Origin of the sequence: Streptococcus sp. oral taxon 061, from assembly GCF_964211575.1 — a bacterium.
Taxonomy (GTDB): domain Bacteria; phylum Bacillota; class Bacilli; order Lactobacillales; family Streptococcaceae; genus Streptococcus.
Genome location: NZ_CAXOQQ010000005.1, coordinates 37,333 through 52,664 on the forward strand (window position 1 = coordinate 37,333; position 15,332 = coordinate 52,664).

Annotated in this window: 17 protein-coding genes and 1 pseudogene; 13 read left to right on the forward strand and 5 right to left on the reverse strand. The window is 39.5% G+C overall.

Annotated elements, in window-relative coordinates:
• The first annotated feature begins 101 nt into the window (after window positions 1–101).
• Both AB8E63_RS05020 and manA read left to right on the forward strand, forming a co-directional pair.
• A complete protein-coding gene (locus tag AB8E63_RS05020; protein ID WP_368910264.1) occupies window positions 102–680 on the forward strand; it encodes a DUF3592 domain-containing protein in 579 nt (192 codons plus the stop codon).
• A 150-nt stretch (window positions 681–830) separates the two neighbouring features.
• Window positions 831–1,775: a mannose-6-phosphate isomerase, class I gene (manA, locus tag AB8E63_RS05025; RefSeq protein WP_368910265.1), complete on the forward strand. Its 945-nt coding sequence runs from the start codon at window positions 831–833 to the stop codon at window positions 1,773–1,775.
• Between the two features lie 192 nt (window positions 1,776–1,967).
• Here manA and AB8E63_RS05030 read toward each other — a convergent pair whose 3' ends face one another.
• On the reverse strand, window positions 1,968–3,308 hold the full coding sequence (locus AB8E63_RS05030) for a sodium-dependent transporter (RefSeq protein ID WP_368910266.1): 1,341 nt from the start codon (window positions 3,306–3,308) through the stop codon (window positions 1,968–1,970).
• A 231-nt stretch (window positions 3,309–3,539) separates the two neighbouring features.
• On the opposite strand from AB8E63_RS05030, the gene AB8E63_RS05035 reads away from it, so the two are divergent.
• Window positions 3,540–4,280 carry a MerR family transcriptional regulator gene (locus AB8E63_RS05035; RefSeq protein ID WP_368910267.1) on the forward strand — a complete coding sequence of 247 codons (741 nt, stop codon included), beginning with the start codon at window positions 3,540–3,542 and terminating at the stop codon, window positions 4,278–4,280.
• Between the two features lie 115 nt (window positions 4,281–4,395).
• Here the strand turns inward: AB8E63_RS05035 and AB8E63_RS05040 are convergent.
• The 4 genes and pseudogenes from AB8E63_RS05040 to AB8E63_RS05055 all read right to left on the reverse strand — a co-directional run bounded on the left by AB8E63_RS05040 (window position 4,396) and on the right by AB8E63_RS05055 (window position 7,501).
• Window positions 4,396–4,850 (reverse strand): annotated as a pseudogene (locus tag AB8E63_RS05040) (8-oxo-dGTP diphosphatase).
• A gap of 10 nt (window positions 4,851–4,860) precedes the next feature.
• Window positions 4,861–5,382, reverse strand: coding sequence for a DUF1697 domain-containing protein (locus tag AB8E63_RS05045; RefSeq protein ID WP_368910332.1), 522 nt, complete (start codon window positions 5,380–5,382; stop codon window positions 4,861–4,863).
• 38 nt (window positions 5,383–5,420) lie between these two features.
• Complete coding sequence (locus tag AB8E63_RS05050) at window positions 5,421–6,599, reverse strand: NAD(P)/FAD-dependent oxidoreductase (protein ID WP_368910268.1); 1,179 nt, start codon at window positions 6,597–6,599, stop codon at window positions 5,421–5,423.
• Window positions 6,600–6,655: 56 nt separating this feature from the next.
• Window positions 6,656–7,501 carry a DegV family protein gene (locus AB8E63_RS05055; protein ID WP_368910269.1) on the reverse strand — a complete coding sequence of 282 codons (846 nt, stop codon included), beginning with the start codon at window positions 7,499–7,501 and terminating at the stop codon, window positions 6,656–6,658.
• A 124-nt stretch (window positions 7,502–7,625) separates the two neighbouring features.
• On the opposite strand from AB8E63_RS05055, the gene AB8E63_RS05060 reads away from it, so the two are divergent.
• The 10 genes from AB8E63_RS05060 (at window position 7,626) to AB8E63_RS05105 (ending at window position 15,151) form a co-directional block, all read left to right on the forward strand.
• Complete coding sequence (locus AB8E63_RS05060; RefSeq protein WP_004252362.1) at window positions 7,626–8,183, forward strand: TetR/AcrR family transcriptional regulator; 558 nt, start codon at window positions 7,626–7,628, stop codon at window positions 8,181–8,183.
• A gap of 18 nt (window positions 8,184–8,201) precedes the next feature.
• On the forward strand, window positions 8,202–8,669 hold the full coding sequence (locus AB8E63_RS05065; protein WP_368910270.1) for a cytidine/deoxycytidylate deaminase family protein: 468 nt from the start codon (window positions 8,202–8,204) through the stop codon (window positions 8,667–8,669).
• An 89-nt stretch (window positions 8,670–8,758) separates the two neighbouring features.
• Window positions 8,759–9,388 carry a uracil phosphoribosyltransferase gene (upp, locus tag AB8E63_RS05070; RefSeq protein ID WP_004252365.1) on the forward strand — a complete coding sequence of 210 codons (630 nt, stop codon included), beginning with the start codon at window positions 8,759–8,761 and terminating at the stop codon, window positions 9,386–9,388.
• Between the two features lie 160 nt (window positions 9,389–9,548).
• Window positions 9,549–10,139 carry an ATP-dependent Clp protease proteolytic subunit ClpP gene (gene clpP / locus AB8E63_RS05075; protein ID WP_254733533.1) on the forward strand — a complete coding sequence of 197 codons (591 nt, stop codon included), beginning with the start codon at window positions 9,549–9,551 and terminating at the stop codon, window positions 10,137–10,139.
• Window positions 10,140–10,214: 75 nt separating this feature from the next.
• Complete coding sequence (locus tag AB8E63_RS05080) at window positions 10,215–10,484, forward strand: YlbG family protein (protein ID WP_368910271.1); 270 nt, start codon at window positions 10,215–10,217, stop codon at window positions 10,482–10,484.
• A gap of 89 nt (window positions 10,485–10,573) precedes the next feature.
• Complete coding sequence (locus tag AB8E63_RS05085) at window positions 10,574–11,734, forward strand: ABC transporter substrate-binding protein (RefSeq protein ID WP_368910272.1); 1,161 nt, start codon at window positions 10,574–10,576, stop codon at window positions 11,732–11,734.
• A gap of 113 nt (window positions 11,735–11,847) precedes the next feature.
• Complete coding sequence (locus AB8E63_RS05090; RefSeq protein WP_004252371.1) at window positions 11,848–12,717, forward strand: branched-chain amino acid ABC transporter permease; 870 nt, start codon at window positions 11,848–11,850, stop codon at window positions 12,715–12,717.
• 3 nt (window positions 12,718–12,720) lie between these two features.
• The gene (locus AB8E63_RS05095) at window positions 12,721–13,677 is read left to right on the forward strand and encodes a branched-chain amino acid ABC transporter permease (RefSeq protein ID WP_368910273.1); all 957 of its coding nucleotides are present in this window, start codon (window positions 12,721–12,723) and stop codon (window positions 13,675–13,677) included.
• Window positions 13,677–14,441 (forward strand): ABC transporter ATP-binding protein, encoded by a 765-nt coding sequence (locus tag AB8E63_RS05100; RefSeq protein WP_368910274.1) that lies wholly within the window; start codon window positions 13,677–13,679, stop codon window positions 14,439–14,441. Before AB8E63_RS05095 ends, AB8E63_RS05100 begins: the two co-directional genes overlap by 1 nt.
• Entirely contained in the window at window positions 14,441–15,151 is a 711-nt protein-coding gene (locus tag AB8E63_RS05105; protein ID WP_247912635.1) for an ABC transporter ATP-binding protein, read from the forward strand. The genes AB8E63_RS05100 and AB8E63_RS05105 overlap by 1 nt, the downstream gene beginning before the upstream one ends.
• Window positions 15,152–15,332 lie beyond the last annotated feature (181 nt).

A 15,332-nucleotide genomic window follows, 5' to 3' on the forward strand; every position in this document is an offset into this window, starting at 1 on the left:
TCCTCTCGTGGAACTTAAAAAGATCGGAGCAATCCGGTCTTTTTCTTTTTATGTATTTTCTGTTAAAATAGATGCATCATGATATTTTAAGGAGAAAAAAGATGCCAACAACTTTCTTTCTATTATTTGGCTTAATGTCGTTAGGCTTTGCTGCCTTCACCTATTTCATGTTCGACATTTTTATCTTTAGTAATTACAGAAATGCCAAGAGATGCACCGAAAGAACGGAAGGAGTTATTATCCGATATTCCTATGCTCTTTATAACGGAATTAGTCTCCCAGTGGTTGAGTACACTGTTGATGGGAACCGATACAAGGTTTTGGGACCGAAATTTCTATATGCGATTTCAAATACAATCAGTACTCCCTTAGGTTCAATCGTATCTGATGTCAAAATGGATAATTTTGAAGATGGGGAAATTCCTCAGGTTTTAAGATACAAGATTTATAGGAATAGTTTCATCTCTTTAACAAAATCACCTTTAATGGAACGATTTCCAATTGGAGGAAAGGTAACTGTTTATTATGATCCTAAGAAACCAAAACATTCCTATGTAGAAAGACCTTTAAAACCAGGTCGTTATGCATGGCTGACTAAATGTTTAGCTTATTTCCTCGTTTTTCTGATGGTTGCTCTAGCTTTCTTTATGGTGTTTATTCTTCCAAATTTTGTGAACTAATAGTTTCTGGTAGATTTCTTAAAAGTATGAAATCCATATCGTTACTATTTTTATAAAATCTTCTCCCTACTTTATAAGATATGAAAAAGAGTTCAACTGGAACTCTTTTTTTGCTATAATGAAGGGAGAAAAATCAGACAGGAGATCAAGATGTCAGAACCGTTATTTTTAAATTCTGTAATGCAAGAAAAAATCTGGGGTGGGACTAAACTACGTGATGAGTTTGGCTACGACATACCAAATGAAAAGATTGGTGAGTATTGGGCGATCTCAGCTCACCCAAATGGTGTGTCTAAGGTAGCCAATGGTCGCTTTGAAGGAACAGACCTCGCTACTTTGTATGCGGAACACCGTGAGTTGTTTGGCAACCGTCCAGAACCAGTATTTCCACTCTTGACTAAAATCCTAGATGCCAATGACTGGCTCAGTGTTCAAGTTCACCCAGATGATGCTTATGGACTAGAGCATGAAGGCGAACTTGGAAAGACAGAGTGCTGGTATATCATCGCTGCAGATGAAGGTTCAGAGATTATTTACGGTCACAATGCTAAGTCTAAAGAAGAACTCCGCCAGCAAATCGAAGACAAAAACTGGGATGCCTTGCTGACAAAGGTTCCTGTTAAGGCTGGAGATTTCTTCTATGTACCAAGTGGGACCATGCACGCTATTGGGGCAGGCATCTTGATTCTTGAAACGCAACAGTCTAGTGATACAACTTACCGTGTCTATGACTTTGACCGCAAGGATGATAATGGCAACTTGCGTGAACTTCATCTTGAAAAATCAATCGACGTTTTGAATATTGGTGAGCCTGCAAATAGTCGTCCTGTGACTGTCAAAGCAGATGATTTGCGTTCAACTATACTTGTTTCTAATGATTTCTTTGCTGTTTACAAGTGGGAAATCACAGGAAAAGTTGAATTTGAGAAGACGGCTGATTACAGCTTGTTGAGTATCTTGGCTGGTCAAGGGAAACTGACTGTAGACGGAAAAGATTATCCAATTCAAAAAGGTAGCCACTTTATCTTACCAAGTGATGTTGAAGCTTGGACCTTGGAAGGGCAAGGTCTAGAATTGATTGTCAGCCATCCATAAAAAGAAAGAGAGTGGGACAGAAATCGGTAATTCGTTAGAATTCGATTTCGTCGTCCCACCTCCGCACAGTTGAGTAGGGCTGTAAAAGCTGATGAAATCAGAGTATTAGAGCCCACTCAACCACTGCGTCTTGCTCGACAATCCAAAGACAATTGAGAGGCTAGGACTTTTGTCCCAACCTCTTTTTTGTATTTACATAAATTGGGCGATAAAGACCACGATGATGATAATTGGAATGATGAAACGAAGAAGGAAAAGCCAGACTTGGAAAAGTCCTTGTTTCCAAGGTGTTTCATCAAGATGCAATTCCTCCATAGCGAGTGCTTTTTTAAAGATAAAGCCTGTAAAAAGAGACAAGCAGAGAGCACCGAAAGGCATGAGGAGGTTGGAAACCAAGAAATCCATGGCATCAAAGAAGGTCTTTTCAAAGATATGGACATCAGCCATAAGACCATAGGATAGGGCCGAAGGGATACCAAAGACAAAAGTCAATACCCCTAAAATCATACTCCACTTAGCACGCTTACGATTGTCTTGGTTGGTGATGTTACCAACATTGATTTCAAGCATAACGACTGAGGAAGTTATCGTCGCAAAGAGGAAAAGCAAGAGAAAGAGAATATAGAAAATAGTACCAAAAGGCATATTGTCAAAGAGTTGTGGCAAAACAATAAAGAGGAGACTTGGTCCACCTTCAGATTGGATATTAAAGGCTGACATCGCAGGGAAAATCGCAAGTCCAGCCATGATCGATACAGAGATGTTCAAGGCTACGATGGAAATTCCTGATTGGACCAGCTTGGTCTTCTTGTCGAGGTAGGAAGCGTAGGTCAGCATGGCTGTAACTCCAAGGGATAGGGCAAAGAAAGATTGACCTAGTGCATAGAGAAGTCCAGCACTTGTTAGTTTTGAAAAGTCAGGTTTGAGGAAGTAAACGACACCTTCCATAGCATTTGGCAAGCTAAGAGAGCGCCCGATAATAATGACAAAGATGATAAAAAGTAGGGGCATCATAACCTTAGATGCTCTTTCAATCCCTTTTTGAACGCCGTGTGATACGATGAAAATATTCAAGAAGATAAAGGCTGCTTGGGCTCCTAGAGCGATAACTGGATTAGAAATGATTGAAGAGAATTGCTGGGCATAATCTCCATTTCCGATTAGGTGGAATAATCTTCCAATCTCGATACCAAGGTATACCAGAATCCAACCCCCAATGACACTATAAAATGAGAGAAGGATAAAAAGAGCAAAGGCACCAATCCAACCAATAAAGTTGTACTTTTGATTGTTTCCAAGCTTGCCAAAGGTTTTGATTGCCGACACGCCAGCGCTTCGACCAAGGGCAAACTCAGCCAGTAGAAGAGGGAAACCAATCAATAGTGTCGAGATTAGAAAGACTAGTAAAAAGCCTCCCCCACCGTTGGCAGCAGTCATGTAAGGGAACTTCCAAACTACTCCAAGGCCAATAGCAGAACCAGCAGATGCAAGGATGAAGCCCAGTTTTGATCCCCATTGCGATTTTTCAGACATAGTTTAACTCCGATCTCCTTTTTTAAAATAAGAAAAGGCTACTTGAGTTGTCAAATAGCCCTCTCTCAATTGCTCTTTTGAGCTTTATCTTTGATTGATAGACTTGATTATCCTATCATGATTTTTCAAGTCTGTCAAGAAAGCGATTTTCATGTTTTCATAAAAAATATGATAAAATACTTGACTCTACCCTAAGGTAAGGGGATATACTATTCATGTGAGGAGGAAATCATGTACCATATTAAAGAAGCTGCGCAACTTTCAGGTGTCTCCGTCAAGACCCTCTACCATTATGACAAGATTGGACTTTTGGTTCCATTAAAGTCAGAAAATGGCTATCGAATCTATAGTCAAGAGGATTTAGAACGACTACAGATTATCCTCTATTACAAGTATCTAGGTTTTTCTTTAGAAAAAATAGCAGAGCTATTGAAGGAAGAAAGGACAGATTTATTGCCCCATTTGACCAGGCAGTTGGACTATTTGACCCAAGAAAGGCAACATCTAGATACCTTGATTTCCACCTTGCAAAAAACCATTCAAGAACAAAAAGGAGAAATAAAAATGACTATTGAGGAAAAATTCACTGGATTTAGCTATCAAGACCATAAAAAATACCACCAAGAGGCGGCAGATAAGTATGGTCAAGAAGTCATGGACCAAGCTCTCGAACGCCAAAAAGGTCACGAAGACGAGGCTACGGCTGCCTTCAATCAAGTCTTTCGAGCCTTGTCACAAAATCTTCAAGCTGGTCTACCTGTAACAGCAGACGAAAATCAAGAAGAAGCTGCTAAACTCTTGCAAGCCATTCGTACTTATGGATTTGACTGCTCCGTTGAAGTCTTCGGTCATATTGGTAAAGGCTACGTCTATAACCCAGAGTTTAAGGAAAACATTGACAAATTTGGAATTGGAACAGCTCAGTACACATCAGATGTGATTGCCCACTATGTAAGCACACAAACTCGATAAAACTCGATAAAACTCAAAGCCTAAGGTAGTAACAGACTTTTAATTGGAGGACACAGACCTAGCTTGAAGATTAGACAAGATAAAAATCGTCGGAGTGACCTCTGCCGATTTACTGTTATTTGAGTTGGTAAGACCAGTCCTCCCCATCCTTGTAGTAAAAGAATTCACTGAGGTCCTCTTCGAGAAAAACACGAAGCATGTCAGACATATCCTCAGTAGCTAGTTTGAGATAAGATAGATTTTCAAAATCCTCCCACCAGACTTTTCCTTCGTCTGAAGATTGGAGCTCACCAGTAAAGTGTTCTGTTTTGTAAAAGAGGACAACATAACGATAGTCCTCGTCATCATACCAATCTTTGATACCACAGAGTTGAGGCTTAGAAATGGTCAGACCAGTTCTTCCTTCACTTCGCGAATGACAGCATCGACAAAGGATTCGCCGCGTTCAACATGGCCACCAGGAAAAGTAATGCCAGGCCAGTTAGGACTAACTCGGTCTTGGACAAGAACCTTGTCTCCGTTTTTAATCATACACATGTTGACAAATTCGACTGATTCTCTTCTGCTCATATTATTTTTCCTATTTTGTTAGTAATTTTTCTACCACGTTTAACTTTCGCATGGTCAGATCAACGCCGAACAGCTTTTCAAGATAGTTGGTATTAAGTTTTTTTCGTTTTGCAGTTCTAGGGAGATAGAGGTAAAGACAATGATTGCCGATACAAATTTCTTCTTCACCATAGTCACTATCCAATTTTTCTAATGGTAGACTTTGGATATCATTTTGAAAAAGGATCACATGTATTCGGTCAAAAAGATAGTGTTTTCCAAATGGGTTTTCTTGGACAATTTTTGCAAAATCATTTTTGTTCTTGATTACCATTTTTAAATCAGCACCAATTTTTTCTTTTATTAGAGTATGGACTTGTTCTCGTATTTCTTCTATGGCTAAGTCGCTTTCAAGAATAATATTTCCACTTTGAATATAAGTTCGAACGTGTTGAAAATCGGCCTCTATCAAGATATCTACTAGATAAGACATTTTAGGGATAGCATTTTTTCCATTAGGAGTAACTCCCCTTAGTAAGATAATATGTTCCAAAGTAGTTCCTTTCTTATCTAACATCCTTAGATACTAAATCATTTATAGATTAAGTTTGAGCCCGCCACCCAGCCAGTACAGAGGGCAGAAGTGATGTTAAAGCCACCTGTGTGGGCATTGATATCTAGTACCTCGCCAGCAAAGTGGAGTCCAGGAACCAGTTTGCTTTCCAGCGTTTTAGGATTGATTTCCTTGAGGCTGACCCCTCCCTTAGTCACAAAGGACTTGGCAAGAGACATCTTCCCTGTTACAGGAATCTTGAGGGATTTGATAGACTGGATAAGTTGGTCGCGTTCTTTTTCTGTTAGTTGTTTTACCTTTTCTGGGTAGCCTTGCACCAAGAATTCTACCAAGCGTTCTGGCAACAAAGTCTTCAAGGCATTTTTCAAGGATTTTTCCCGGTTTTCTTCTAAAAAGTCAACTAATTCTCTCTCAGAAAGCTGAGGCAAAGTTTCTAAGGAAAGTATCTCACCACCCTTGACAAAGCTTGACATACGCAGAGCAGCGGGACCAGATAAACCAAAGTGGGTAAAGAGCAGATCATGAGTAATGACGTGCTTGCCATAACTGAGGGTCACATCATCTAGGGAAATTCCCTGCAAAGTCTTGTGTGGAAAATCTGTCAATAAGGGACTTTCAGCAGCCTCAAGTTCGGTAATGGTGTGTTTGAAATGACGGGCAATCTCGTGACCAAAACCAGTCGAACCAGTCGAAGGATAAGACTTACCACCTGTTGTGACGATGAGTTTATCACAAGTGAAGGTCTGGTCTGCGGACTTAAGGACAAACTGGTCGTCTATCTTTTTAACCGAAACAATCTCTGTTTGAGTTGCAATTTGCCCGCCTAGTTCCGTAATTTTCTTCTCCAGAGCCTCGATTATGGTACGAGATTTATCGCTGGCTGGGAAGACACGTCCGTGGTCTTCAACCTTGAGTTTAACACCATTTTCTGTGAAAAAGTTGATGATATCATGGTTGTCAAACTGGGAGAAGACACTGTATAGAAAACGTCCATTTCCAGGTATTCCAGCTAGTAGATCATCTAGAGTTCCGTTGTTAGTTACATTACAACGACCACCACCAGTTCCAGCTAATTTCTTTCCGAGTTTCCGATTTTTTTCAATGAGAAGGGTTTTCTGCCCGTAAAAGCTACTGGAAATCGTAGCCATCATACCAGCAGGGCCACCTCCGATGACAATAGTATCAAAATGTTTCATAAGAGTATTGTACCATAAAAAAACAAGAGATGATTAGACATCTCTTGTCAGATTTATTAGTTGATTTCGTATCCCATGAGGAGCCCACCTTCTTCCGCATAGAAACTGCAGAGTCCAGAAGTTGGGATGATTTTAATGTCAGCTTGTGGGTATTTTTCTCGTAAGAGCTCTGAAAGCTGTTGACAGAATTTTTCATTGCTGCGGTGAGCCATGACGATACGTCCACCAGCATAGCCAGCTTTGATTAACTCTTCATAGGCAGCTTGAAGAGATTTTTTAGCACCACGAGCCTTTTGAAGCAATTCTAAGGTTCCAGTTTCACTTGCTTCCCCAACCATACGGATATTGAGGAGCCCAACAACTGTACCAATAAGCTTACTCAAGCGACCGTTTTTAACCAGGTTATCAACCTTAGCAAGAACGAACAACAACTTCGTTTTTTCTTGGTAAGTAGTAATCACTTCAACGACTTCTTCAAAAGAAAGTCCTTGGTTGATCAAATCATTGATCTTTTCGACGATTAAGTCAACTTCCCCACCAGCTGATAAGCTATCGATGACATGAATCTGAGTATCAGGGTGTTCTTCGAGATAGATATTCTTAGCTAATTGAGCACTATTGTGGCTACCAGAGAGAGTTCCAGTGATAGTCACTACAAAAATATGTTTGGCACCTTCGAATGCTCGTAAGTAATCATCAGGACTAGGGCAGGCTGATTTTGAAGCTTCAGAAGTCGCATACATAGTTTCCATCATCTTATCGATATCCAGATTGGTATCATCAACAAAGACTTGATCTGCTACCTGAATCTTTAAGGGAACACTGACAAATTCAGTATCAAAAGCAAGGTTTTCCAGCTGGCGATAATCACAACCAGAGTCAGCTACAATCTTCCAAGTCATAGAAATTCTCCATCTTTATCACTTATACATTGACAAAGGTTCTGTCTTTTTTTACAATTATATCATGAAAGCCCTTGAAACAAAAGTAGTACCTCTCTGTTGTCACAAGTAGAAAGAAATTGTTATGTCTGAACGTAAAATATCTGAAAAATCGCTTGAAAACCTTAGAAAATCAAATCAAGAATCTAATTTGCTAACCAGAGAAGCGATTGAAACAGCTCTTTTGCAACTCTTGGAGAAAAAGGAGTTGGCTAAGATTAGCATTTCTGAGTTAGTCAAGCGTGCTGGCGTTTCTCGTGCAGCTTTTTATCGAAACTATGATTCAAAAGAAGAGATTTTAGAAAGTGTCTTTAAACGTAGCGTCCATAACATCATGGAGCAATTGAGTCATTACGATGTTAAAACAGACCTTTATCTTGTATGGGTTCACCTCTTTAGAGAAGCCAAGAAAGAGGCTAAGGTTATTCAGCTTGCCTTGGACTATCACTTAGAAAAAATCTTTGTGCAAGCCATGCAAGAATTTCTAGAAAAATACTATGGAAAATCAAAAGGTGTCAGTTCTTACCTGCATTCTTTTTGGAGTTCGGCCATCGTATCGGTCTTGCTTAAATGGATCAAGGATGGGATGAAGGTTCCTGCTGAAAAAATCGCAGATTTACGCCTGCCATTTTTCAAAAAATAAAACATGAGGAGAAATGCTATGACAGAAAAAAGACTAGCTTGGGATGAGTATTTTGCTGCTCAAGCCTTATTGATTGCCAATCGCTCAACCTGTAAACGTGCCAAGGTAGGGGCTGTTTTAGTCAAGGATAACAAGGTGATTTCAACAGGCTATAATGGTTCTGTATCAGGAACAGAGCATTGTATAGATCATGACTGTCTGGTGATTGAAGGCCACTGTGTCCGCACTCTTCATGCAGAGGTAAATGCTATACTGCAAGGAGCCGAACGTGGAGTTCCTAAAGGCTTTACAGCTTACGTTACTCATTTTCCATGCCTCAACTGTACAAAACAACTGCTTCAGGTAGGTTGTGAGCGTGTTGTTTATATCAACCAATACCGTATGGATGACTATGCCCAACACCTTTATCAAGAAAAGGGAACAGAATTAACTCACCTACCACTTGAAACAGTGCAGGTAGCTCTCCAAGAGGCTCACCTAATCTAGAAATTATAAAAAAATAAATGGTTTAGAAAGCTTTTTAAACCATTTTTTGATATAATAAGAAGAATAAATTGAAAGAAGGAATTCTGAAAATGGGAAAACTTGAAGTTATTAATCATCCACTGATTCAACACAAATTATCAATCTTGCGTCGCACTGACACTTCTACAAAAGCTTTTCGTGAACTAGTAGACGAGATTGCAATGTTGATGGGATATGAAGTGCTTCGTGATCTTCCACTTGAAGATGTAGAAATCGAAACACCGATCACAAAAACAGTTCAAAAACAGTTGGCTGGTAAAAAATTGGCGATTGTCCCAATCTTGCGTGCAGGTATTGGTATGGTTGATGGACTATTGAGTTTGGTTCCAGCAGCAAAAGTTGGTCACATTGGTATGTACCGTGACGAAGAAACCCTTCAACCAGTAGAATACTTGGTAAAATTACCTGAAGATATTGACCAACGTCAAATTTTTGTAGTTGATCCTATGCTTGCAACAGGTGGATCAGCGATTTTGGCTGTTGACTCCCTCAAAAAACGTGGAGCTTCAAACATCAAGTTTGTCTGCCTTGTATCAGCTCCAGAAGGTGTGAAGGCACTTCAAGCAGCACACCCTGATGTAGAAATCTTTACAGCAGCTTTGGATGAACGCTTGAACGAACATGGTTACATCGTTCCAGGTCTTGGAGATGCTGGAGACCGCTTGTTCGGAACAAAATAAGATTCTAAAGTGATATTGAGACTATAGCCTAGTCTTAGTTTTGAAAGGAGGTTGAATTTTTGTATCTGTCTTTAGAATAGAGCAAAAATTTGACCTTTTTTGACCAAAGATATATAATAATCCTATTAACAAAGAAATTAGAAATCAAAAGGAGAAATGAATGATTCCTGTAGTTATTGAACAAACAAGTCGTGGAGAACGCTCGTATGACATTTACTCACGTCTTCTTAAGGACCGCATTATCATGTTGACTGGGCCAGTCGAAGACAATATGGCAAACTCAGTTATCGCCCAATTACTTTTCTTGGATGCCCAAGATAGTACAAAAGATATTTACCTTTATGTAAACACTCCTGGAGGTTCTGTATCAGCTGGTTTGGCAATCGTTGATACTATGAACTTTATCAAGGCAGATGTCCAAACTATCGTTATGGGAATGGCAGCCTCAATGGGGACTGTTATTGCATCAAGTGGAGCAAAGGGTAAACGTTTCATGCTTCCAAATGCAGAATACATGATTCACCAACCAATGGGTGGTACAGGTGGTGGTACTCAGCAGACTGATATGGCCATCGCTGCTGAACACTTACTTAAAACTCGTAAGACTTTGGAGCAAATCCTAGCAGATAATTCTGGCAAATCTGTTGAGCAAATTCATAGAGATGCTGAACGTGATTACTGGATGAGCGCTCAAGAAACTCTTGACTACGGTTTTATTGACGAAATTATGGCTAATAATTCTTTGAATTAAACTACTAAAGCAAGCTCGACTGAGCTTGTTTTTTTTGATATAATAGAAGGAAGATTGTTAGAAGGAAGTTGAATTATGTTTCAAAAAGAGAATCGGTCTGGTATGATTATCTATTTATACTATAATCGCGATGCTAAAAAACTCGCAAATTATGGTGATATTTGTTACCACTCAAAAAAACATCGTTACCTACAACTTTATGTTCCAACAGAGGAAGTAGAAGCGCTGGTAAATCGTTTAGGAAAAGAGAAATTTATCAAGAAAGTGAGAGTTTGTCATATTCAAGAATTGGAAACTCCTTTCGTTGGAAACCTATATAAAACAAGCGAAAACGTTATCATTTAAAAAAGTGAGAGAAACTTGTTGACAATTTTCTGATAATTCGGTATATTCTTAACATGTAATTTAAATTGAACATTAATAAGGAGACAAATATGAAGAAAAAATTTGCATTGTCACTTGTAGCTCTTGCAAGTACAGCTCTTTTAGCAGCTTGTGGGGAAGTGAAGTCAGGAGCTTCAAACACAACTGGTAACCCAATTGATGAAAAAGTTGTAAAAATTGGTTTCAACTTCGAAGAAACTGGTGCTGCAGCATCTTACGGTACATCTGAGCAAAAGGGTGCTCAACTTGCAGTTGATCAAATCAATGCTGCAGGTGGTATCGATGGAAAACAAATCGAAGTAGTGGACAAAGATAACAAATCTGAAACTGCTGAAGCTGCTTCTATTTCAACAAACCTTGTTACTCAATCTAAAGTAGCTGCTATCGTAGGACCTGCGACTTCAGGTGCAACTGCAGCAGCAGTAGCAAATGCTACACAAGCTGGGGTTCCATTGATTTCTCCAAGTGCCACTCAAGATGGTTTGACTAAAGGTCAAGATTTCCTTTTCATCGGAACATTCCAAGATAGTTTCCAAGGAAAAATCATCTCAAACTACGTTTCAAACAAATTGAACGCTAAGAAAGTGGTCTTGTATACAGATAACTCAAGCGACTACGCTAAAGGTATTGCAAAATCATTCCGTGATTCATTCTCAGGCGAAATCGTAGCAGATGAAACGTTCGTAGCAGGTGATACAGACTTCCAAGCAGCTTTGACAAAAATCAAAGATAAAGACTTTGATGCAATCGTATTGCCAGGTTACTACACAGAAGCCGGTAAAATTGTAAACCAAGCTCGTGGTATGGGAATTGATAAACCAATCGTTGGTGCTGATGGGCTTAATGGTGCAGAGTTTGTTCAACAAGCAACTGCTGAACGCGCATCAAATATCTACTTCATCTCAGGATTCTCAACTACTGTTGATGTTTCAGATAAAGCAAAAGCCTTCCTTGAAGCTTATCGTGCAAAATACAACGAAGATCCTTCAACATTTGCGGCTCTTGCTTATGATTCAGTTTACCTTGTAGCTAACGCAGCAAAAGGTGCAAAAACTTCAGTTGATATCAAGAACAATCTTGCTAAAACACAAAACTTCGAAGGTGTTACAGGTCAAACAAGCTTTGATGCAGATCACAACACTGTGAAAACAGCCTACATGATGACCATGAATAATGGTAAAGTAGAAGCGGCAGAAGTCGCTAAACCATAATTATAGATATTGGAAATGGGGAATGAGCTTTTACTCACTCCCTGTTTCGGTGTTTATAAAGGGATTATTTTTTTATAAAATCCTAAAAATAAAACTTAGAAAGAGTGAACCATATGCTTCAACAACTTGTCAATGGTTTAATCTTGGGTAGTGTCTATGCCTTGCTAGCCCTGGGTTATACTATGGTTTATGGAATTATCAAGCTTATTAACTTTGCCCATGGTGATATCTATATGATGGGTGCTTTCATGGGTTATTTCTTGATTAATGCCCTCCATTTAAATTTCTTTTTAGCCTTAATTTTGTCCATGATTGGTTCAGCTATTCTCGGTGTTATCATCGAGTTTCTAGCCTACCGTCCACTCCGTCATTCAACTCGTATCTCTGTATTGATTACTGCTATCGGGGTATCCTTCTTGCTTGAGTATGGAATGGTCTATCTAGTAGGTGCCAATACACGCGCCTTCCCTCAAGCAATCCAAACAGTTCGTTATGACTTGGGTCCAATCAGTCTAACAAATATTCAATTGTTGATTTTGACAGTTTCGATTGTCTTGATGATTCTTTTGCAACTCATCGTGCAAAAAACAAAAATGGGGAAAGCTATGCGTGCCGTATCTGTAGATAGTGATGCAGCTCAATTGATGGGGATCAACGTAAACCGTACAATCAGTTTCACCTTTGCCTTAGGTTCAGCTCTTGCTGGTGCTGCTGGTGTCCTTATCGCCCTTTACTATAATTCATTGGAACCATTGATGGGAATGACTCCGGGTATTAAATCATTCGTGGCTGCCGTTCTAGGTGGTATCGGTATTATTCCTGGTGCAGCTCTTGGAGGTTTTGTAATCGGACTATTGGAAACTTTTGCAACAGCCTTCGGAATGTCAGATTTCCGTGATGCTATCGTGTACGGAATCTTGCTATTGATCTTGATTGTTCGTCCAGCTGGTATCCTTGGTAAGAATGTGAAAGAGAAGGTGTAAACAATGAAAGAAAATTTAAAAGTTAATATTCTCTGGTTGCTCCTTTTGTTGCTTGGATATGGTGTGATTAGCTTATTAGTTTCGTTTGGCATTTTAAACCTTTTCCATATTCAGATTCTAGAACAAATCGGTATCAATATTATTCTTGCAGTAGGACTTAACCTTATCGTTGGTTTCTCTGGTCAATTTTCTCTTGGACATGCTGGGTTCATGGCTATCGGTGCCTATGCAGCAGCCATTATTGGTTCTAAATCTCCAACTTATGGTGCCTTTTTTGGAGCTATGTTGCTTGGTGCTATCATTGCTGGTTTGGTTGCTTTGGTCGTTGGAATTCCTACCCTTCGTTTGAAGGGGGACTACCTTGCAGTTGCGACACTTGGGGTTGCTGAAATTATCCGTATCCTAATCGTCAATGGTGGTGATTTAACAAACGGAGCTGCTGGGATCCTTGGTATTCCAAACTTTACTAATTGGCAAATGGTATACATTTTTGCCGTGATTACGACAATTGCAACGCTGAATTTCCTTCGTAGTCCAATCGGTCGTTTAACCTTGTCTGTTCGTGAAGATGAAATTGCAGCTGAATCTGTCGGGGTCAATACAACAAAAATCAAAATTATCGCATTTGTATTTGGAGCTATGACTGCAAGTATTGCAGGTTCCCTTCAAGCAGGATTTATCGGTTCTGTTGTGCCTAAGGATTATAGCTTTATCAACTCTATCAACGTTTTAATTATCGTTGTATTTGGTGGTTTGGGATCAATTACAGGAGCAATTGTCGCTGCGATTGTTCTTGGTATTTTGAATATGTTCCTTCAAGATGTGGCTAGCGTTCGTATGATTATCTATGCTTTGGCCTTGGTACTTGTTATGATCTTCAGACCAGGAGGCCTTCTAGGAACATGGGAATTGAACCTATCAAGACTCTTTAAAAAAGGTAAGAAGGAGGGGCAAAACTAATGGCATTACTTGAAGTAAAACAGTTAACCAAGCATTTTGGTGGTCTGACTGCTGTTGGAGATGTAACTCTAGAATTGAATGAAGGTGAACTTGTTGGTTTAATTGGACCAAATGGAGCTGGAAAAACAACTCTTTTCAACCTTTTAACAGGTGTTTATGAGCCAAGTGAAGGAACAATTACATTAGATGGTCACTTATTAAATGGCAAGCAACCCTATAAAATTGCTGCTCTTGGTTTAGGTCGTACTTTCCAAAATATTCGCCTTTTTAAAGATTTAACTGTCTTAGACAATGTTCTCATTGCTTTTAGCAATCATCATAAAAAACATGTTTTTGCTAGTTTCTTACGCTTGCCAGCTTTTTATAAGAATGAAAAAGAATTAAAAGCCAAAGCCTTAGAATTACTAAAAATCTTTGATTTAGATGGTGATGCTGAAACCTTAGCTAAAAACTTAGCCTATGGTCAACAACGTCGTTTGGAAATTGTTCGTGCCCTTGCCACAGAACCTAAAATCCTCTTCTTAGATGAGCCTGCAGCAGGTATGAACCCACAAGAAACTGCAGAATTGACTGAGTTGATCCGTCGCATCAAGGATGAATTCAAGATCACCATCATGCTGATTGAACATGATATGAACTTGGTTATGGAAGTTACGGAGCGTATCTATGTTCTTGAGTACGGTCGTTTGATTGCTCACGGGACACCAGATGAAATCAAGAGTAATAAACGTGTTATCGAAGCATATCTTGGAGGTGAAGCCTAATGTCTATGTTAAAAGTTGAAAACCTCTCAGTACACTATGGTATGATTCAAGCTGTACGTGATGTGAGCTTTGAAGTTAATGAAGGAGAAGTTGTTTCACTTATCGGTGCTAACGGTGCTGGTAAAACAACCATCCTTCGTACTCTTTCAGGACTTGTGCGTCCAAGTGCTGGTAAGATTGAATTTTTGGGACAAGAAATCCAAAAGATGCCTGCACAAAAAATTGTGGCATCAGGACTTTCTCAAGTACCAGAAGGACGTCATGTCTTCCCTGGTTTGACTGTTTTGGAAAACTTGGAGATGGGAGCCTTTCTTAAGAAAAATCGTGAAGAAAATCAAGCAAATTTGAAGAAAGTCTTCTCTCGTTTCCCTCGTTTGGAAGAACGTAAAAATCAAGATGCGGCTACTCTATCTGGTGGTGAACAGCAGATGCTTGCCATGGGACGTGCACTCATGTCAACGCCTAAACTACTTTTATTAGATGAACCATCAATGGGGCTTGCGCCAATCTTTATCCAAGAAATTTTTGATATCATCCAAGATATTCAAAAACAAGGAACAACAGTTCTCTTGATTGAGCAAAATGCTAATAAAGCACTAGCTATCGCTGACCGAGGATATGTTCTTGAGACAGGAAAGATTGTCCTATCAGGAACAGGAAAAGAACTCGCAGCATCAGATGAAGTCAGAAAAGCATATCTAGGTGGCTAAACTAGTCTGGGAGACTAGTTTAGGTTGTGGATGGAGATTGCGCACGCAATCCCACTATAGTCTGGGGGACCTTTTTAGTCGGCAGATAAAGATTGCCAAGCAATCCACATCTAGTCTTAGAGATTGTTTTAGTCGGCGGATAAAGATTGCAAAGCAATCATACAATCTACATGAGTATAAG